Source organism: Streptomyces cellostaticus, assembly GCF_023630175.1.
Lineage (GTDB): Bacteria > Actinomycetota > Actinomycetes > Streptomycetales > Streptomycetaceae > Streptomyces > Streptomyces cellostaticus_A.
On the sequence record NZ_JALLIN010000020.1, the window covers coordinates 42209 to 61319 of the forward strand.

Annotated in this window: 19 protein-coding genes; 3 read left to right on the top strand and 16 right to left on the bottom strand. The window is 70.9% G+C overall.

Features of this window, described 5'->3' with window-relative positions:
- Positions 1 to 7: 7 nt before the first annotated feature.
- From nuoK to MXD57_RS14880, 11 genes are read right to left on the bottom strand one after another with little or no spacing between them, the layout of a single operon-like run.
- The gene (nuoK, locus tag MXD57_RS14830) at positions 8 to 307 is read right to left on the bottom strand and encodes an NADH-quinone oxidoreductase subunit NuoK (RefSeq protein WP_121787439.1); all 300 of its coding nucleotides are present in this window, start codon (positions 305 to 307) and stop codon (positions 8 to 10) included.
- Entirely contained in the window at positions 304 to 1149 is an 846-nt protein-coding gene (locus MXD57_RS14835; protein ID WP_250401887.1) for an NADH-quinone oxidoreductase subunit J, read from the bottom strand. Before MXD57_RS14835 ends, nuoK begins: the two co-directional genes overlap by 4 nt.
- The gene (gene nuoI, locus MXD57_RS14840; protein ID WP_250401888.1) at positions 1146 to 1796 is read right to left on the bottom strand and encodes an NADH-quinone oxidoreductase subunit NuoI; all 651 of its coding nucleotides are present in this window, start codon (positions 1794 to 1796) and stop codon (positions 1146 to 1148) included. The genes MXD57_RS14835 and nuoI overlap by 4 nt, the downstream gene beginning before the upstream one ends.
- Complete coding sequence (nuoH, locus tag MXD57_RS14845) at positions 1789 to 3153, bottom strand: NADH-quinone oxidoreductase subunit NuoH (RefSeq protein WP_250401889.1); 1365 nt, start codon at positions 3151 to 3153, stop codon at positions 1789 to 1791. Before nuoH ends, nuoI begins: the two co-directional genes overlap by 8 nt.
- Entirely contained in the window at positions 3150 to 5654 is a 2505-nt protein-coding gene (locus tag MXD57_RS14850; RefSeq protein ID WP_250401890.1) for an NADH-quinone oxidoreductase subunit G, read from the bottom strand. The genes nuoH and MXD57_RS14850 overlap by 4 nt, the downstream gene beginning before the upstream one ends.
- On the bottom strand, positions 5651 to 7000 hold the full coding sequence (gene nuoF / locus MXD57_RS14855) for an NADH-quinone oxidoreductase subunit NuoF (RefSeq protein WP_250401891.1): 1350 nt from the start codon (positions 6998 to 7000) through the stop codon (positions 5651 to 5653). Before nuoF ends, MXD57_RS14850 begins: the two co-directional genes overlap by 4 nt.
- Entirely contained in the window at positions 6997 to 7866 is an 870-nt protein-coding gene (gene nuoE / locus MXD57_RS14860) for an NADH-quinone oxidoreductase subunit NuoE (RefSeq protein ID WP_250401892.1), read from the bottom strand. Before nuoE ends, nuoF begins: the two co-directional genes overlap by 4 nt.
- Positions 7863 to 9242 carry an NADH-quinone oxidoreductase subunit D gene (locus MXD57_RS14865; RefSeq protein WP_250401893.1) on the bottom strand — a complete coding sequence of 460 codons (1380 nt, stop codon included), beginning with the start codon at positions 9240 to 9242 and terminating at the stop codon, positions 7863 to 7865. The genes nuoE and MXD57_RS14865 overlap by 4 nt, the downstream gene beginning before the upstream one ends.
- Positions 9239 to 10003 carry an NADH-quinone oxidoreductase subunit C gene (locus tag MXD57_RS14870; RefSeq protein ID WP_250401894.1) on the bottom strand — a complete coding sequence of 255 codons (765 nt, stop codon included), beginning with the start codon at positions 10001 to 10003 and terminating at the stop codon, positions 9239 to 9241. Before MXD57_RS14870 ends, MXD57_RS14865 begins: the two co-directional genes overlap by 4 nt.
- Complete coding sequence (locus MXD57_RS14875) at positions 10000 to 10554, bottom strand: NuoB/complex I 20 kDa subunit family protein (RefSeq protein ID WP_143628055.1); 555 nt, start codon at positions 10552 to 10554, stop codon at positions 10000 to 10002. Before MXD57_RS14875 ends, MXD57_RS14870 begins: the two co-directional genes overlap by 4 nt.
- Positions 10555 to 10569: 15 nt before the next feature.
- Positions 10570 to 10929, bottom strand: a complete 360-nt coding sequence (locus MXD57_RS14880) for an NADH-quinone oxidoreductase subunit A (protein WP_003992243.1) — start codon at positions 10927 to 10929, stop codon at positions 10570 to 10572.
- 767 nt (positions 10930 to 11696) lie between these two features.
- Here MXD57_RS14880 and MXD57_RS14885 point away from each other — a divergent pair.
- Positions 11697 to 12524: a C40 family peptidase gene (locus MXD57_RS14885; protein WP_250401895.1), complete on the top strand. Its 828-nt coding sequence runs from the start codon at positions 11697 to 11699 to the stop codon at positions 12522 to 12524.
- Positions 12525 to 12750: 226 nt separating this feature from the next.
- On the opposite strand, the gene MXD57_RS14890 is transcribed toward MXD57_RS14885, so the two are convergent.
- The gene (locus MXD57_RS14890; RefSeq protein WP_250401896.1) at positions 12751 to 14043 is read right to left on the bottom strand and encodes a geranylgeranyl reductase family protein; all 1293 of its coding nucleotides are present in this window, start codon (positions 14041 to 14043) and stop codon (positions 12751 to 12753) included.
- 97 nt (positions 14044 to 14140) lie between these two features.
- Between MXD57_RS14890 and MXD57_RS14895 the strand changes: the two genes are divergently transcribed.
- Together MXD57_RS14895 and MXD57_RS14900 are read left to right on the top strand one after the other, a co-directional pair.
- Positions 14141 to 14647 (top strand): GNAT family N-acetyltransferase, encoded by a 507-nt coding sequence (locus tag MXD57_RS14895; RefSeq protein WP_250401897.1) that lies wholly within the window; start codon positions 14141 to 14143, stop codon positions 14645 to 14647.
- A gap of 92 nt (positions 14648 to 14739) precedes the next feature.
- Complete coding sequence (locus MXD57_RS14900; RefSeq protein ID WP_308290763.1) at positions 14740 to 15075, top strand: PASTA domain-containing protein; 336 nt, start codon at positions 14740 to 14742, stop codon at positions 15073 to 15075.
- A 24-nt stretch (positions 15076 to 15099) separates the two neighbouring features.
- Here MXD57_RS14900 and MXD57_RS14905 read toward each other — a convergent pair whose 3' ends face one another.
- From MXD57_RS14905 to MXD57_RS14920, 4 genes are all read right to left on the bottom strand, one after another.
- Positions 15100 to 15795 (bottom strand): demethylmenaquinone methyltransferase, encoded by a 696-nt coding sequence (locus MXD57_RS14905; RefSeq protein WP_250401899.1) that lies wholly within the window; start codon positions 15793 to 15795, stop codon positions 15100 to 15102.
- A 307-nt stretch (positions 15796 to 16102) separates the two neighbouring features.
- Positions 16103 to 16702, bottom strand: a complete 600-nt coding sequence (locus tag MXD57_RS14910; RefSeq protein ID WP_250401900.1) for a hypothetical protein — start codon at positions 16700 to 16702, stop codon at positions 16103 to 16105.
- Between the two features lie 7 nt (positions 16703 to 16709).
- Positions 16710 to 17909 carry a cyclic dehypoxanthinyl futalosine synthase gene (mqnC, locus tag MXD57_RS14915; RefSeq protein ID WP_250401901.1) on the bottom strand — a complete coding sequence of 400 codons (1200 nt, stop codon included), beginning with the start codon at positions 17907 to 17909 and terminating at the stop codon, positions 16710 to 16712.
- A gap of 434 nt (positions 17910 to 18343) precedes the next feature.
- Positions 18344 to 19102: a prepilin peptidase gene (locus tag MXD57_RS14920; protein WP_250401902.1), complete on the bottom strand. Its 759-nt coding sequence runs from the start codon at positions 19100 to 19102 to the stop codon at positions 18344 to 18346.
- Positions 19103 to 19111: the final 9 nt, after the last annotated feature.

Sequence of the window (19111 nt, forward strand, 5' to 3'; positions counted from 1 at the left end):
CGACCCCTTACAGCTTCATCAGGCTGGCGTCGTCGACCGAGGCCGAGTGGCGGGTGCGGAACAGCGACACGATGATCGCGAGACCCACCACGACCTCCGCGGCGGCGACGACCATCGTGAAGAAGGCGATGATCTGGCCGTCGAGGTTGCCGTGCATCCGGGAGAAGACGACGAACGCGAGGTTGCAGGCGTTGAGCATCAGCTCGACGCACATGAACACGACGATCGCGTTGCGCCGGATCAGCACCCCGGTCGCACCGATGGTGAACAGCAGGGCCGCGAGGTAGAGGTAGTTGACGGGGTTCACTTCGACGCCTCCTCGGGCCGCTTGAACGTCGCCGGCTCGATCGCGGTCCGCTCCAGTCGCTCCGCGGCGCGCTGTTCCAGGGCCCGCAGGTCGTTGAGCGCCTCCGCCGACACGTCGCGGATCTGCCCGCGTTCGCGCAGCGTCTTGTTGACGGTCAGCTCGGAGGGGGTGCCGTCGGGCAGCAGGCCCGCCACGTCCACGGCGTTGTGCCGGGCGTAGACGCCCGGGGCGGGCAGCGGCGGGATGTGCCGGCCCTCCCGGATGCGCTGCTCGGCCATCTCGCGCTGCGTCCTGGCGCGCTCGGTGCGCTCGCGGTGGGTGAGCACCATCGCGCCGACGGCGGCCGTGATCAGCAGTGCGCCGGTGACCTCGAAGGCGAAGACGTACTTGGTGAAGATGAGGGCCGCGAGCCCCTCCACGTTGCCGTTCGCGTTCGCCCGGCCGGTGCCGGCGAACTCGGTCAGGGCGGCGTTGCCGATGCCGGCGAACAGCAGGACGCCGAAGCCGACCCCGCAGGCGAGGGCCAGCCAGCGCTGGCCCTTGATGGTCTCCTTCAGCGAGTCCGCCGCCGTGACGCCGACGAGCATCACCACGAACAGGAACAGCATCATGATCGCGCCGGTGTAGACGACGATCTGCACGATGCCCAGGAAGTAGGCGCCGTTGGCGAGGTAGAACACCGCCAGGATGATCATGGTGCCGGCGAGGCAGAGGGCGCTGTGCACGGCCTTCCTCATGAGCACCGTGCACAGGGCGCCGATCACCGCGAACGTGCCCAGGACCCAGAACTGGAAGGCCTCACCGGTGGAGGTGGTGTAGGCGGCAAGCTGCAGTGCGCTCATCGGCCGATCACCTTCTCCGACGCCGGTGCGCTCTCTTCGGAGGGGCTGTCGCCCTCCCGCGCCGCCTCGCCCTTGGAGACGGCGGCCTGGCGCACCGTGCCCGGCGCGGCCTCCGTCACCAGGCCCCGGTAGTAGTCCTGTTCGTCCGTGCCCGGGAAGATCGCGTGCGGTGTGTCGACCATGCCCTCCTCGAGACCGGCGAGCAGTTGCTCCTTGGTGTAGATGAGGTTGGCGCGGCTGGAGTCGGCCAGTTCGAACTCGTTGGTCATCGTCAGCGCGCGCGTGGGGCACGCCTCGATGCACAGCCCGCACAGGATGCAGCGGGCGTAGTTGATCTGGTAGACGCGGCCGTAGCGCTCACCCGGCGAGTAACGCTCCTCGTCGGTGTTGTCGGCGCCCTCCACGTAGATGGCGTCGGCGGGGCAGGCCCAGGCGCACAACTCGCAGCCGACGCACTTCTCCAGGCCGTCCGGATGGCGGTTGAGCTGGTGCCGTCCGTGGAACCGCGGAGCCGTGGTCTTCTGCTGCTCGGGGTACTGCTCGGTGAGCCGCTTCTTGAACATGGCCTTGAAGGTCACGCCGAAGCCGGCCACCGGGTTCTGGAAGCCGGGCTTGATCTGCCCGGAATCCGTCGGCTCCTCAGCCATCGGACGCCTCCTTTCCATCCGAAGATCCGTCACTGACAGTGTCCGGTCCACCACTGACAATCAGTTCCCGCTCGCGGCGCGGACGGCGCCTGGGTACCGGCGGCAGCTCCTGTCCCGGCAGTGGCGGCACCGGGAATCCGCCCGCCATCGGGTCGAAGCCGGGCCGCGGGCCGGGGGCCGGCTCGTCCGTCCTCGCCTTCTCGCGGAACAGGTCGGCGACGAAGGAGAGCAGCAGCAGGGCGAGGACACCGCCGCCGACGTACAGGGCGATGTCGGCGAAGTCGTAGTTCTCGTTGCGCAGCGCCCGCACGGTCGCGACCAGCATCAGCCAGGTCACCGAGACCGGGATGAGGACCTTCCAGCCGAGCTTCATGAGCTGGTCGTACCGGACCCGGGGGAGTGTGCCGCGCAGCCAGATGAAGAAGAACAGCAGCAGCTGGACCTTGATGACGAACCAGAGCAGCGGCCACCAGCCGTGGTTCGCGCCCTCCCAGAAGCCGCTGATCGGCCAGGGAGCCCGCCAGCCGCCGAGGAACAGGGTGGTCGAGACGGCCGACACCGTCACCATGTTCACGTACTCGGCGAGCATGAACATCGCGAACTTGATGGACGAGTACTCGGTGTTGAAGCCGCCGACCAGGTCGCCCTCGGACTCCGGCATGTCGAAGGGGGCGCGGTTGGTCTCGCCGACCATCGTGACGACGTAGAGGATGAAGGAGACCGGCAGCAGCAGGATGTACCAGCGGTCGTGCTGCTGCTCGACGATGGTCGACGTCGACATCGACCCCGAGTAGAGGAACACGGAGGCGAACGCCGCACCCATGGCGATCTCGTAGGAGATCATCTGGGCGCAGGAGCGGAGGCCGCCGAGCAGCGGGTAGGTGGATCCGGAGCTCCAGCCCGCCAGCACGATGCCGTAGATGCCGACCGAGGCGACCGCGAGGATGTAGAGCATCGCGATCGGCAGGTCGGTGAGCTGCATCGCGGTCCGTGTGCCGAAGATCGAGATCTCGTTGTCGGCGGGGCCGAACGGGATCACCGCGATCGCCATGAAGGCCGGGATGGCCGCGACGATCGGTGCGAGGACGTAGACCACCTTGTCCGCGCGCTTGACGACGACGTCCTCCTTGAGCATCAGCTTGATGCCGTCGGCGAGCGACTGGAGCATGCCCCAGGGGCCGTGCCGGTTCGGGCCGATGCGGAGCTGCATCCAGGCGACCACCTTGCGCTCCCACACGATGGAGAACAGCACGGTCACCATCAGGAACGCGAAGCAGAAGACGGCCTTGACGACGACCAGCCACCAGGGGTCCCGGCCGAACATCGAGAGGTCTTCAGCCGCGAGGTACGGGCTCATGCCTCCACCTCCTTGGGGGCCTGTTCGGCGCGTGCCGCCGGGCCGATACGGACGAGGGAGCCGGGCTGCGCACCGGTGTCGGAGGCGACGCCCGCGCCGGCGGAGTTCAGCGGCAGCCACACCACCCGGTCGGGCATCTCGGTGATCTGGAGCGGGAGTTCGACGGTTCCGCAGGCACCGGTGACGGCGAGGACGCCGCCGTTCGCGACGCCGGCCTCGGCGGCCGTCGCCGCCGACACGCGCGCACGTGCGGCGTGCCGGGTTCCGGCGAGAGCCTCGTCGCCCTCCTGCAGGACGCCCTGGTCGAGCAGCAGCCGGTGCCCGGCGAGCACGGCCTCGCCGACGGCGGGCCGGGGCAGGACGCCGCCCCTCTCCAGGGGATCGGTGGCCCGCGGGCCGTCCCAGGGGCCGAGCCGGTCGATCTCCGCGCGCGCGGTACGCAGGTCCGGCAGGCCGAGGTGGACGTCCATGGCGTCGGCCAGCATCTGCAGCACCCGCCCGTCGGTGGGGGCGAGGCGGCGGGTCATCTGGTCGGGCTTGAGCGCGGCCTCGAAGAAGCGCACCCTGCCCTCCCAGTTCAGGAAGGTGCCCGCCTTCTCGGCGACCGCCGCGACCGGCAGGACCACGTCGGCGTGGCCGGTGACCTCGCTGGTCCGCAGTTCCAGCGACACCAGGAAGCCGACGTTCGCGAGCGCCTCCCGCGCGCGTGCCGGGTCGGGCAGGTCGTCGACCTCCACACCGGCGACCACGAGCGCGGCCAGTTCGCCGGTGGCGGCCGCCTCGATCATCTGGTGGGTGTCCCGGCCGTGGCGGGCGGGCAGCTCGGCCGGCCCCCAGACGGCGGCGACCTCCTCCCGCGCGCGCGGGTCGGTCGCCGGTCGGCCGCCCGGCAGCAGGGACGGCAGCGCGCCGGCCTCGACCGCGCCGCGCTCACCCGCCCGCCTCGGGATCCACACGAGCTGGGCGCCGGTGGCCGCGGCGGCACGCACGGCGGCGGTGAGGCCGCCCGCCACCGAGGCGAGCCGCTCCCCCACGACGATCACCGCGCCGTCGGCGCGCAGGGCCTCGGCGGCCTGCGTACCGGGCTCATCGAGGCCGACGCCGCTCGCGAGGGCGTCCAGCCACTCGGTCTCGGTGCCGGGCGCGGCCGGCAGCAGTGTGCCGCCCGCCTTCTCCAGGCCGCGCGTCGCGTGGGTGGCCAGGGCGAACACCCGCTGCCTGTGCTTGCGCCAGGCCTTGCGCAGCCGCAGGAAGACGCCGGGCGCCTCCTCCTCCGACTCGAACCCGGCGAGCAGGACGGCGGGCGCCTTCTCCAGCGCGGTGTGGGTGACACCGGTGCCGTCGAGGTCACGGCCGCGGCCCGCCACCCGGGCCGCGAGGAAGTCGGCCTCCTCACCACTGTGCACGCGCGCGCGGAAGTCGATGTCGTTCGTGTCGAGGGCCACGCGCGCGAACTTGCTGTAGGCGTAGGCGTCCTCGACGGTCAGCCGGCCGCCGGTGAGGACACCGGCCCGGGACCGGGCGGCGGTCAGCCCGCGCGCGGCCGCCTCCAGCGCCTCCGGCCAGGAGGCGGGCTCCAGAACGCCTTCGGCGTTGCGCACCAGCGGGACGTCGAGGCGGTCCCTCGCCTGCGCGTACCGGAAGGCGAAGCGCCCCTTGTCGCAGATCCACTCCTCGTTGACCTCGGGGTCGTCGGCGGCGAGCCGCCGCATGACCTTGCCGCGCCGGTGGTCGGTACGCGTCGCGCAGCCGCCCGAGCAGTGTTCGCACACCGACGGCGAGGAGATGAGGTCGAAGGGGCGGGACCGGAACCGGTAGGCCGCCGAGGTGAGCGCGCCCACCGGGCAGATCTGGATGGTGTTGCCGGAGAAGTACGACTCGAACGGGTCGCCCTCACCGGTGCCGACCTGCTGCAGCGCGCCCCGCTCGATCAGCTCGATCATCGGGTCGCCCGCGACCTGGTTGGAGAAGCGGGTGCAGCGGGCGCACAGCACGCACCGCTCGCGGTCGAGGAGCACCTGCGTGGAGATCGGCACGGGCTTCTCGTAGGTCCGCTTGCGGCCCTCGAAGCGGGACTCCGCGTTGCCGTGCGACATGGCCTGGTTCTGCAGCGGGCACTCGCCGCCCTTGTCGCAGACCGGGCAGTCCAGCGGGTGGTTGATGAGCAGCAGCTCCATCACGCCGTGCTGGGCCTTCTCGGCGACCGGCGAGGTGAGCTGGGTCTTCACCACCATGCCGTCCGTGCAGGTGATGGTGCAGGACGCCATGGGCTTGCGCTGGCCCTCGACCTCGACGATGCACTGGCGGCAGGCGCCGGCCGGGTCCAGCAGGGGGTGGTCGCAGAACCGCGGGATCTCGATGCCGAGCTGCTCGGCGGCCCGGATGACCAGGGTGCCCTTGGGCACGCTGATCTCCACGCCGTCGATCGTCAGCGTGACGAGGTCCTCCGGCGGGACCGCCGCCTCTCCCCCTCCGGAGGGAGCACTGGTGGTCACGGTCATGCGTTCACCTCCGGGCGGTCCGCCCAGGCCGTCGACTTGGCCGGGTCGAAGGGGCAGCCCCGGCCCGTGATGTGCTGCTCGTACTCCTCGCGGAAGTACTTCAGCGAGGAGAAGATCGGGGATGCGGCGCCGTCGCCGAGGGCGCAGAAGGACTTGCCGTTGATGTTGTCGGCGATGTCGGCGAGCTTGTCGAGGTCGGACATCGCGCCCTTGCCGGCCTCGATGTCCCGCATCAACTGCACCAGCCAGTACGTTCCTTCGCGGCAGGGTGTGCACTTGCCGCAGGACTCGTGGGCGTAGAACTCCGTCCAGCGGGTCACCGCCCGCACCACGCAGGTCGTCTCGTCGAAGCACTGCAGGGCCTTGGTGCCGAGCATGGAGCCCGCGGCGCCGACCCCTTCGTAGTCGAGGGGGACGTCGAGGTGCTCGTCGGTGAACATCGGGGTCGAGGAGCCGCCCGGGGTCCAGAACTTGAGGCGGTGGCCTGGGCGCATTCCGCCGCTCATGTCGAGGAGCTGGCGGAGCGTGACGCCGAGCGGCGCCTCGTACTGGCCGGGGCTCGCGACGTGGCCGCTGAGCGAGTAGAGCGTGAAGCCCGGGGACTTCTCGCTGCCCATCGACCTGAACCAGTCCTTCCCGTTCTTCAGGATGGCGGGAACCGACGCGATCGACTCGACGTTGTTCACCACAGTCGGGCAGGCGTAGAGCCCTTCGACGGCCGGGAAGGGGGGACGGAGCCGCGGCTGGCCACGGCGGCCCTCGAGCGAGTCGAGCAGTGCGGTCTCCTCACCGCAGATGTACGCGCCGGCGCCGGCGTGCACGGTGAGGTCGAGGTCGAGTCCGCTGCCCAGGACGTTCTCGCCGAGGTAGCCCGCCGCGTAGGCCTCGCGCACGGCCTCGTGCAGCCGCCGCAGAACGGGAACGACCTCACCACGCAGGTAGATGAAGGCATGCGAGGACCGGATGGCGTGGCACGCGATGACGATGCCCTCGATGAGGCTGTGCGGGTTCGCGAAGAGGAGCGGGATGTCCTTGCAGGTCCCCGGCTCCGATTCGTCGGCGTTGACGACCAGATAGTGCGGTTTTCCATCTCCCTGGGGAATGAACTGCCATTTCATTCCCGTCGGGAATCCCGCGCCGCCCCGGCCGCGCAGACCGGAGTCCTTGACGTAGGCGATCAGGTCGTCCGGTGACATGGCGAGCGCCCTGCGGAGCCCCTCGTACCCCTCGTGCCTCCGGTAGACGTCCAGGGACCAGGACCGGTCCTCGTCCCAGAAGGCCGACAGCACGGGTGCGAGCAGCTTCTCGGGGCTGGTGTCCTTGAGTTCGGGTGCCACGGTCATCACTCCCCCTCCTCGGCGGCGGGCCCTGCCGGGTGGGCCGGGTCGGAGGCCGACGTCTGCTGCGGCGCGTCATGAGAACTCGGGTGCTCGGCCGTCGGCGGCCGGTGCGCCGGGTGCTGCGGTTCGTCGTGCGGACCGCCGTCGCGCGGATGGACCACGCGCGCGGGTGCGGTCTCTCCCCGTGCCAGGCGAAGGCCCACCAGGGAAGCGGGTCCCGCGCTGCCGCCCTCCTCGACGGCCCCGGGCCGCTCGTCGGGGAAGCCGGCCAGAATCCGCGCGGTCTCCTTGAAGGTGCACAGGCGCGCCCCGCGCGTGGGCTGCACGGGCTGCCCCTCACGCAGGTCGTCGACCAGGCGCTTGGCGCTGCCGGGGGTCTGGTTGTCGAAGAACTCCCAGTTGACCATCACGACCGGAGCGAAGTCGCAGGCCGCGTTGCACTCGATGTGCTCCAGGGTGACCTTGCCGTCGTCGGTGGTCTCGCCGTTGCCGACGCCCAGGTGCTCCTGGAGGGTCTCGAAGATCGCGTCGCCGCCCATGACCGCGCACAGGGTGTTGGTGCAGACGCCCACCTGGTAGTCGCCGGAGGGCCGGCGCCGGTACATCGTGTAGAAGGTGGCCACGGCGGTGACCTCGGCCGTGGTCAGGTCCAGCATGTCCGCGCAGAACTGCATGCCGGTGCGGGTGACGTGGCCCTCCTCCGACTGCACGAGGTGGAGCAGCGGCAGCAGGGCGGACCGGGAGTCGGGGTAGCGCGCGATCACCTCGCGCGCGTCCGTCTCCAGCCGGGCCCGGACGTCGTCCGGGTACGCGGGTGCGGGCAGTTGGGGCATGCCCAGACTGACGCCCCGCTCCGAAGAACTGGTGGTCACCGGTCGACGCCTCCCATCACGGGGTCGATGGACGCGACGGCGACGATGACGTCGGCGACCTGGCCGCCCTCGCACATCGCCGCCATGGCCTGCAGGTTGGTGAAGGACGGGTCGCGGAAGTGGACCCGGAAGGGGCGGGTGCCGCCGTCGGAGACGGCGTGGACCCCGAGTTCGCCCTTGGGTGACTCCACGGCCGCGTACGCCTGCCCGGGCGGTACGCGGAAGCCCTCGGTGACCAGCTTGAAGTGGTGGATCAGGGCCTCCATGGAGGTGCCCATGATCTTCTTGATGTGGTCGAGGGAGTTGCCGAGTCCGTCCGGTCCCAGGGCGAGCTGGGCGGGCCAGGCGATCTTCTTGTCGGCGACCATGACCGGCCCGGGCTGGAGCCGGTCCAGGCACTGCTCGACGATCCCGAGCGACTGGCGCATCTCCTCCAGGCGGATCAGGAAGCGCCCGTAGGAGTCGCAGGAGTCGGCGGTCGGGACGTCGAAGTCGTACGTCTCGTATCCGCAGTAGGGCTGTGTCTTGCGCAGGTCGTGCGGCAGGCCGGTGGAGCGCAGGATCGGGCCGGTGGCGCCGAGGGCCATGCAGCCCGCCAGGTCGAGGTGGCCGACGTTCTGCATCCGGGCCTTGAAGATGGGGTTCCCGGTGGCGAGCTTGTCGTACTCCGGGAGGTTCTTCTTCATCTTCTTCACGAACTCGCGGATCTGGTCCACCGCGCCGGGCGGCAGGTCCTGGGCGAGTCCGCCGGGGCGGATGTACGCGTGGTTCATCCGCAGGCCCGTGATGAGCTCGTAGATGTCGAGAATCATTTCACGATCGCGGAATCCGTAGATCATGATCGTGGTGGCGCCCAGCTCCATGCCGCCGGTGGCGATGCACACCAGGTGGGAGGAGAGCCGGTTCAGCTCCATCAGGAGCACCCGGATGATCTTGGCGCGCTCGGTGATCTCGTCCTCGATGCCGAGGAGCTTCTCGACGGCGAGGCAGTAGGCGGTCTCGTTGAAGAAGGACGTCAGGTAGTCCATGCGCGTCACGAACGTGGTGCCCTGCGTCCAGGTCCGGTACTCGAGGTTCTTCTCGATGCCGGTGTGGAGGTAGCCGATGCCGCAGCGGGCCTCGGTGACCGTCTCGCCCTCGATCTCGAGGATCAGCCGGAGCACTCCGTGGGTGGAAGGGTGCTGGGGCCCCATGTTGACGACGATGCGCTCGTCGTCGGCGCGGGCCGCGGACTGGACGACCTCGTCCCAGTCGCCACCGGTGACCGTGTAGACGGTGCCCTCGGTGGTCTCCCGGGAGGAACTCTCCGTCCCGGAGGGACCCGACGAGGAGTGGTGGCCGGGCGACGGGCGGGCCGATGCTGACTGCGTGCTCACGAGTACGACCTCCGCTGGTCCGGAGCCGGGATCTGGGCGCCCTTGTACTCGACGGCGATGCCGCCGAGGGGGTAGTCCTTGCGCTGCGGGTGGCCCTGCCAGTCGTCCGGCATCATGATCCGGGTCAGGGCTGGGTGACCGTCGAAGACGATCCCGAAGAAGTCCCAGGCCTCGCGCTCGTGCCAGTCGTTGGTCGGGTACACGGAGACCAGGGACGGGATGCGCGCGTCGCCGTCGGGGGCGCTCACCTCCAGGCGGATCAGCCGGTTGTGGGTGATCGAGCGCAGGTGGTAGACGGCGTGCAGCTCCCGGCCCCTGTCGTGCGGGTAGTGGACGCCGCTGACTCCGGTGCACAGCTCGAAGCGCAGGGCGGGGTCGTCGCGCAGGGTGCGCGCGACGCGGACCAGGTGCTCGCGTTCGATGTGGAAGGTCAGCTCGCCGCGGTCGACGACCGTCTTCTCGATGGCGTTCTCCGGGAGGAGGCCCTGCTCCTCCAGGGCGCCCTCGAGTTCGTCGGCCACCTCGTCGAACCAGCCGCCGTAGGGCCGGTTCGCCGGTCCCGGGAGGCGGACCGAACGGACCAGGCCGCCGTAGCCGGAGGTGTCGCCGCCGTTGTCGGCGCCGAACATGCCGCGCTGGACGCGGATCTCCTCGCCGCCCTGGCCGCGCTGGCCGGGGAGGTTGGAGGCGGCGAGGTCCTTCTCGGGGTTCACCCCGTTCGAGGAACCGTTGACGCCGTTGGCGCCGTTCGCGTCGCTCACCGCAGCAGCCCCTTCATCTCGATCGTGGGCAGGGCCTTGAGCGCCGCCTCCTCCGCCTCGCGGGCCGCCTCCTCGGCGTTCACGCCGAGCTTGGCGGACTGGATCTTCTGGTGGAGCTTGAGGATCGCGTCCATCAGCATCTCGGGCCGGGGCGGGCAGCCGGGGAGGTAGATGTCGACCGGGACGATGTGGTCGACGCCCTGGACGATCGCGTAGTTGTTGAACATCCCGCCCGAGGAGGCGCAGACGCCCATGGAGATCACCCACTTGGGATTGGGCATCTGGTCGTAGACCTGCCGCAGGACCGGCGCCATCTTCTGGCTGACCCGGCCGGCGACGATCATCAGGTCCGCCTGGCGCGGCGAGCCGCGGAAGACCTCCATGCCGAAACGCGCGAGGTCGTAGCGTCCGGCGCCGGTGGTCATCATCTCGATGGCGCAGCAGGCGAGGCCGAAGGTGGCCGGGAAGACGGACGCCTTGCGCACCCAGCCCGCGGCCTGCTCGACGGTGGTCAGCAGGAAGCCGCTCGGCAGTTTTTCTTCGAGTCCCATGTCGTTAAAGGCCCCTCAGTCCCATTCCAGGCCGCCGCGCCGCCATACGTACGCGTACGCGACGAAGACGGTGAGCACGAAGAGCAGCATCTCCACGAGCCCGAAGATCCCCAGGGCGTCGAAGGTGACGGCCCAGGGGTAGAGGAAGACGATCTCGATGTCGAAGACGATGAAGAGCATCGCCGTCAGGTAGTACTTGATGGGGAAGCGCCCGCCGCCGGCCGGCGTGGGGGTCGGCTCGATACCGCACTCGTAGGCCTCGAGCTTGGCGCGGTTGTACCGCTTCGGACCGATCAGCGTGGCCATGACCACGGAGAAGATCGCAAAGCCTGCCCCGAGGGCTCCCAGTACGAGGATGGGCGCATACGCGTTCACCGCTCCTCGCTCCTCTCAGTCGGCACTGACTGCTGGCGGTTGCACTGGGCCCACGTCCGCCCCACCGGTCCCACGGACCCCGCTCGTCCCGAGCGAAGATCGAGAACATGTGAAGCAGGTCACAAGCCCAACTGCCTCGCATCCTATGCCTGCCGCTCTGTGATCTGCGACACGGGGTATTCCACAACCTTTGTGATCTCCACCACCTGACGAAGGATCATGAAGCCGGATGATGAGTGATCTTCGTACGCGAAGCGTCCAGCCAGTCACCAGAAGTGACATTTTCGCTCGTCGTCGCAGGTGAAGAGGGGCGTCTCCATATCAAGAGCATTCCGCTGCATGCAAATTGGCTCTGGACGCGGAGCCCTGATAGAGGAACGCGTTCACACATCGGAGGGAGGTTCGGGGCGAGGTGTGGACGGGACCCGGGCGCGTGCACGCGTTCACGAACTCCCGCCCGCCCCGCACCCACCTCCCGCCCGCGCGGGACGCCACCCTTCCGGTAACCGTTCCGTGACCTCCGCCACATTGATGAGAGGTGTCTGAGAACGGGGCTTGGCCAACGACCCGAACGAGTGGTAAGCGCAGGGCAATTCGGACGTAATGATCAAAGACCGTGATCAAGGGCTTGATCACGGGCGTCCACAATGTCCGTTACGGCGTCAATAAAGAGTGACGCGCCGGGCTTTTACGGCCCCCATTGAACAACTGTGGCGCACCACACGTTTCTTGAAGATATGAAGGAGCCCCTGGTACCGGTTGTTCCCATGTCCCACACCGCTCACATACGCAGCCACCGGAAGCCCCGCCGCAGCGCGTCGACCCTCGCGATGCGGGCCGGAGTTGCCGGTGGCGTCCTCAGCACCCTGGCAGTGGCCGGGGCGTCCGGATCGGCGAACGCTGCCGAGCCGGTGACGCAGACCCTCGAACTGCCCACGCTGACGGCCGACCTGGCCGCCCAGGTCGCCCAGTCCGCGGACGCCACTCAGCAGGCCGCGGCCAACTACGAACTGCAGGCCGAGCGCGACGCGGCCGCCGCGAACGCCGCGAAGCAGGCCAAGTCGGACCTCGCGGAGGCCAAGCAGAAGGCCGCGGAGGCCAAGAAGAAGGCGCAGGAGGCCGCCCGCAAGGCCGCCGCCGCGCGCGCCGCCCGCAGCGCCGAGCGCACCACGCTCTCCACCACGGCGAGCACCGGCGCCTCCACCAGCACGAGCACGAGCACCAGCACGTCCACCGCCACCGGTTCGGCGGCGGCCATCGTCTCCTTCGTGAAGGCACAGGTCGGCAAGGCCTACGTCTCCGGCGCCACCGGCCCCTCCGCGTACGACTGCTCCGGCCTGGTGCAGACGGCGTTCAAGCAGGTCGGCATCAGCCTCCCGCGCGTCTCCCAGGACCAGTCGACGGCCGGCACCCAGGTGTCGCTGAGCAACCTGCAGCCCGGCGACATCCTCTACTGGGGCAGCGCGGGCAGCGCGTACCACGTGGCGGTGTACGTCGGGGACGGTATGTTCGTCGGTGCCCAGAACCCCTCCAGCGGCGTCCAGGAGAAGCCGCTGTCGTACGACCCGCCCACCGGCGCGGTCCGGGTGCTCTGAGCACACCGGCACCACGATCCGTGCGAGGAAGGGCCGCGGCCGCTCGGGGGCCGCGGCCCTTCCGGCTGCTCCGAGGTGCCCTTCCGGCCCGGGTGGGCCGATCCCCGGCAGGCGGGGCCCGCGACGGGAACCGTCGGGAGGCGGGACGGCGGCCCGGCGGACACACCTCGTCCGCCGGGCCGCCGTCGCGCCTCTCGCGCCCCGGTCACGTCCCCGGGGCGGTCCCTCACGCCTTCGGCGCGACCCTGCTCAGGCCGTTGATGATGCGGTCCATCGCGTCGCCGCCCGTGGGGTCGGTGAGGTTCGCCAGGAGCTTCAGGGTGAACTTCATCAGGACGGGGTGGGTCAGACCGCGCTGGGCGGCGATCTGCATGACCTTCGGGTTGCCGATGAGCTTCACGAAGGCGCGACCCAGGCTGTAGTAGCCGCCGTAGGTGTCCTTCAGGACGCGCGGGTAGCGCTGCAGGGCGATCTCGCGCTGGGCGGGCGTCGCGCGCGCGTGGGCCTGCACGACGACGTCCGCGGCGATCTGGCCGGACTCCATGGCGTAGGCGATGCCCTCGCCGTTGAAGGGGTTCACCAGGCCGCCCGCGTCGCCGACGAGCAGCAGCCCCTTCGTGTAGTGCGGCTGGCGGTTGAAGGCCATGGGCAGGGCGGCGCCTCGGATCGGGCCGGTCATGTTCTCGGGGGTGTAGCCCCATTCCTCGGGCATGGACGCGCACCAGGCCTTGAGGATCTCGCGCCAGTCCAGCTCCTTGAAGGCGGCCGAGGTGTTCAGCACGCCGAGGCCGACGTTGGAGGTGCCGTCGCCCATGCCGAAGATCCAGCCGTAGCCGGGCAGCAGACGCTCCTGGGCACCGCGCCGGTCCCACAGCTCCAGCCAGGACTCCAGGTAGTCGTCGTCGTGGCGGGGGGAGGTGAAGTAGGTGCGCACCGCGACGCCCATCGGGCGGTCCTCGCGGCGGTGCAGCCCCATCGCGAGGGACAGCCGGGTGGAGTTGCCGTCGGCGGCGACGACGAGCGGCGCGCGGAAGGTGACCTCGCGCTTCTCCTCACCGAGCTTGGCGGTCACACCGGTGATGCGGCCGGTGCGGTCGTCGACGACCGGGCCGGAGACGTTGCAGCGCTCGAAGAGGCGGGCACCGGCCTTCTGGGCGTTGCGGGCGAGCTGCTCGTCGAAGTCGTCGCGCTTGCGGACGAGGCCGTAGTCCGGGAACGAGGCGAGGTCGGGCCAGTCGAGCTGGAGACGACTGCCGCCGCCGATGATGCGCAGGCCCTTGTTGCGCAGCCAGCCGGCCTCCTCGGAGATGTCGATGCCCATCGCCACGAGCTGCTTGACCGCGCGCGGGGTGAGGCCGTCGCCGCAGACCTTCTCGCGCGGGAACTCGGTCTTCTCCAGCAGGAGGACGTCGAGTCCGGCCTTGGCGAGGTGGTACGCGGTGGTGGAGCCGGCCGGTCCCGCGCCGACGACGATCACATCGGCGGTGTTCTCGGAGAGGGGCTCAGTCACGACGGTCACGGCGGGATCTCCCCGAGTTCGAAATCTGCGTGCCGACCGGCACTGGACATGGGCAGTCTATTCAGCGGTACCGATCACCCGGCTGAAGGGCTGCCCCGTGAACCGAGCTCTCCCCGCTGTACGGCTGCGTGTGCCCACCGACGAGGACGCCTTCTCCTGGCACCGGGTCTTCGACGACCCGGACGTCATGGAGTTCCACGGGGGCCGGTCCGCCGAGGTCTCGGTGTACGAGGAGCTGACCGCGCGCCAGCGCCGGCACGACGCGGAGCGGGGGTTCTGCCTGTGGTCGGTGCTGGACGGCGAGGGCGGCGTCGTGGGCTTCACCGGGGCGCAGCCGTGGCCGCACGCCTGGGGGCCCGCGGGCGAGATCGAGATCGGCTGGCGGCTGGGCCGGGCGCACTGGGGGCGGGGGTACGCCACGGCGGCCGCCGGGGAGACGCTGGACCGGCTGCGGGCGGCCGGGGTGGACCGGGTGGTGGCGATGGTCGACGCGCGCAACGAACGCTCCATCGCGGTCACCCGGCGGCTCGGCATGCGGCTCGCGGAGACGTTCACGACGCCGGCCTCGGCACGCCAGGGGCACTGCTTCCGACTTGATCTGTGACCGAGAGTAACCAACTGTCACAGAAAGACACATGTCGCTTCCGGAGGACTCGCGCCCGCGTTACCCTTCGAGTACCGCTGGGGGTGACATCTGTGCATATAACACCCAAAACACCCGAAGCGCGCGTTCCTCGTCTGGTCGGCCTCATGGCCATGGACGCGCGCGAAACGGCCCGGGCCCGGGGGCTGTTCCTCAACGCGCCGGACCGCCCGGACTTCGCGCACACGGTGGTCGACTACGTCGTGCGCCAGTATCCGCAGCCCGGCGCCGAAGTGCCGCCGGACTCCGTGGTGTACGTGTGGTTCGACTTCGGTGAGGGCGAGGGCGGCGGGGGCGTGCGCGAGCCACGCATCCCGCGGCCGCCCACGGGCGGAATGAGGCGCGAACTGGGCGAGGCCGGCGACGCCTTCGAGATGATCGACCGGTGAGCGGCGGTCACCCGCCGACGGGGCTCAGCTCTCCTTGAAGCCCCGGTGCAGTGCGACCACACCGCCGGTGAGGTTGCGCCAGGCCACCTTCGACCAGCCCGCCTTGCGCAGCCGCTCGGCGAGGCCGGGCTGGTCGGGCCAGGCGCGGATGGACTCGGCGAGGTAGACGTAGGCGTCCGGGTTGGAGGAGACCGTACGGGCCACCGGCGGCAGCGCGCGCATCAGGTACTCGGTGTAGGCGGTCCGGAAGGGCGCCCAGGTCGGGTGCGAGAACTCGCAGATCACCACGCGTCCACCGGGCCGGGTCACCCGGTACATCTCCCGCAGCGCCGCGTCCGTGTCCTGCACGTTGCGCAGCCCGAACGAGATCGTCACGGCGTCGAAGGTGTCGTCCCTGAACGGCAGCCGGGTCGCGTCGCCCGCCGTGAACGGCAGCCAGGTGTGCTTCTTCTTGCCGACCTGGAGCATTCCGAGGGAGAAGTCGCACGGCACCACGTAGGCGCCGGTGCGCGCGAAGGGCAGCGAGGAGGTCGCCGTGCCGGCCGCGAGGTCGAGGACCTTCTGCGCGGGGCGCGCGTCGACCGCCTTCGCCACCTCCTTGCGCCAGCGCCGGTCCTGGCCGAGCGACAGCACGTCGTTGGTCAGGTCGTACCGTTCCGCCACGTCGTCGAACATCGAGGCGACTTCGTGCGGCTGCTTGTTCAGAGAGGCGCGGGTCACCCGCCCATTGTTGCAGCACGCCCTCCCTGGATCGGTCGCGGCCGCTTCTTCGCGGCCGCGTCCTCCACCCGGCCGCACGCCGGTACGCACACGGCGGTCGGGACCCGGGCCGGCGGCGGACGCGGACCGCCGGCCGTCGAGCGGCAGGTACCGCTCCGGGGGGCACGTCCCGGAGCCGGCCCGGCAGCGGGACCGCCGGGCGAGGCGCGCTCCCGTGGCGGTGTGGGCTCCCGGAGCACGAACGCCGAAGCGGGACGGCATCACGGTGCGGGAGCCCGGGGCGAGCGTTCCCCCCGGTCGGGGCCGCTCAGCGGGCGCGGTACACCAGCCGCCCGCCGATCACGGTCGCCACGCAGGTCCCGGCACCGCGCCGAACCAGTTCGGCACGGTCCGCGACGTCGAACACGGCGAACCGGGCGGGAGCGCCGCGCACCAGCCCCGGCAGCAGGATCAGCGGAGCCGGGGACAGCGCCGGTGGGCCCGGCAGGCGGTCCGGCCGCTGCCCCACCGCCAGCCCGGCCCCGCGCACCGCGTCGAGAACGGCCCGCGACCGCAGTTCACCCGCCACCGCCACCGTGCCGTGCGCCAGCATCCGCTGCACCCCGCGCCGCGCGCTCGCACCGAGGCGCGCGGGGTCGGCGCCGAGGATCTCCCGCGCCCGCGCTCCGCCGATGGGCTCGGTGCCGAGCACGTCGGCCTCACGCGGGTCGGGGTGGTAGGTGGCCTCCAGCAGCTCCGGGCCGTACGGGTTGAGCAGCCCCGGGGTGAGGATGCCGGGCCAGCGCCGCACCCTCGCCCGGGGCTCGGCGGCGGCCAGCTCCTCGTACGGGCCGACGCCGGCGAGGGACGCCCCGTCGACCAGGACCGCGAGCTGCGGGGACCGCTCGGCGAGGTGAAGTGTCAGCACGGCGGGGTCAGTTGGAGGCCAGCAGCTTCAGTTCCGGGTGCGCCGTGCCGCCGTCGATCGCCGTGGAGGAGATGTGCGAGGCCACACGGTCGTCGACCGGGTCGTTCGCCGGGTCGTCGTGCACGACGAGGTGCTCGTACGTCGTGGCGCGCTGGGCCGGGACGCGGCCCGCCTTGCGGATGAGGTCGATGATCTCGAGCCGGTTGGAGCGGTGCTTGGCGCCGGCGGAGGAGACCACGTTCTCCTCCAGCATGATCGAGCCGAGGTCGTCCGCGCCGTAGTGCAGGGAGAGCTGGCCGACCTCCTTGCCGGTGGTCAGCCACGAGCCCTGGATGTGCCGGACGTTGTCCAGGAAGAGGCGGGCGACGGCGATCATCCGCAGGTACTCGAAGAGGGTGGCCTGGGTCCGGCCCTTCAGGTGGTTGTTCTCGGGCTGGTAGGTGTACGGGATGAAGGCCCGGAAGCCGCCCGTGCGGTCCTGCACGTCACGGATCATGCGCAGGTGCTCGATGCGCTCGGCGTTGGTCTCGCCCGTGCCCATCAGCATGGTGGACGTCGACTCCACGCCCAGCCCGTGCGCGATCTCCATGATCTCCAGCCAGCGCTCGCCGCTCTCCTTCAGCGGGGCGATCGCCTTGCGCGGCCGCTCGGGCAGGAGTTCGGCGCCGGCGCCCGCGAAGGAGTCCAGCCCCGCCTCGTGGATCCGGGTGATGGCCTCCTCCACCGGGACACCGCTGATCCGGGCCATGTGCTCGACCTCGGAGGCGCCCAGCGAGTGGATCACGAGCTGGGGGAAGGCGTCCTTGATGGCCTTGAAGTGCTTCTCGTAGTACTCGACGCCGTAGTCCGGGTGGTGGCCGCCCTGGAACATGATCTGGGTGCCGCCCAGCTCCACGGTCTCCGCGCAGCGGCGCAGGATGTCGTCGAGGTCGCGGGTCCAGCCCTTGTCGGTGTCCTTGGGGGCCGCGTAGAAGGCGCAGAACCTGCACGCCGTGACGCACACGTTCGTGTAGTTGATGTTGCGCTCGATGATGTACGTGGCGATGTGCTCGATGCCCGCGTACTTGCGGCGGCGCACCGCGTCGGCGGCGGCACCCAGCGCGTGCAGCGGGGCGTCGCGGTAGAGGACGAGCGCCTCTTCGGGGGTGATCCGCCCACCGGCGGCGGCACGCTCGAGGACGGACTGGAGGTCGGCCTTCTCGGACACCGGGGGTCCCTTTCGTCAAGGGTCAGACAGAAACTGTGCGCGGAGCGCTCGTTGCAGGAGTGCTGGTGGGCGGCGGGTGGGCGGACCGGACCAGCCTACGCCAGCCTCTGCGGCCGTCCGCCGTCAGGCCGCTCCAGCACGGGTTCGCGATCTTGAAGCTCCCCGGCGGGAGGTTCGCCCGGGTCCGGCGCCCCGGCGAGCGCGTCCTCCACGGCCGAACGCCGCCTCCACCCCACGAGGCCGCCGCCGGAGTTTGCCGGGCGCTCCCGGACACCGTTCTGCCCGGCCGAGGAGCGGTACGGCTCCTCGGCCGGAAACCCGTCGCCCCTGCGGCGCTGCAGGAGGACGAACCCGGCGTCGGGGCCGTGCGGAGCTGCGGGTGTGGCGCGCCACCAGGGCGCGCCGCACGGTCGGGGCGGGTCGGACGCCGGGAACTACACGCTGCCGTAGGCGCCGATCAGCAGCCCGGCGAAGGCGCCGGCGATGAGGAACGGCCCGAAGGCGATGGCCGTCCCGCGGCCCGCCCGCCGGGCGACGACGAGCGCGCCGCCGTAGCACGCGCCGAGCAGGAAACCGAGGAAGGTGCCGAGCAGCAGGGTCGGCCAGCCGTACCAGCCGAGCACGGCTCCCATGCCGAGCGCGAGCTTCACGTCGCCGAACCCCATGCCGGACGGATTGACGAGGAACAGCACGAGGTAGCCGCCGCCGAGCGCGAGCGCGCCGTACAGCGCGGTGGGCCAGTCACCGGCGTGTTCCGGCAGCAGGGTGACGAGGGCGAGCAGGACGAGCGCGGCGGCCGCGAGCGGCAGGGTCAGCGGGTCGGGCAGCCGCCGTACCCGTACGTCCACGGCGGCGAGCAGCACCCACACCGGCGCGAGCAGCAGCCAGACACCCAGCTCCGGCCGGGTGCCGGTGGCGGCGGCGAGGGCGGCGCAGGTGAGCGCGGTGACGACGGCGAGGAGCGCGGCGGACGGCCCGTACGGCGCCCGCGCCGCGCCCGGTGCGCACCGCCCGCACCGCGCCCGCCCGAGCCAGCCGCGGATCGGGTGCCCCTGCCCGCACCGCTCCCGCCACGGCTCGCCGGACGGGACCGCGAAGCGGTAGGCGGCCCTGGGCAGCAGCGCCCCCGCCGCCGCGCCCCACAGCGCGGCGGCGAGGGCCAGCGCCTCCGTGCTCACCCCTGCGGCGTCCATCCGCTCTCC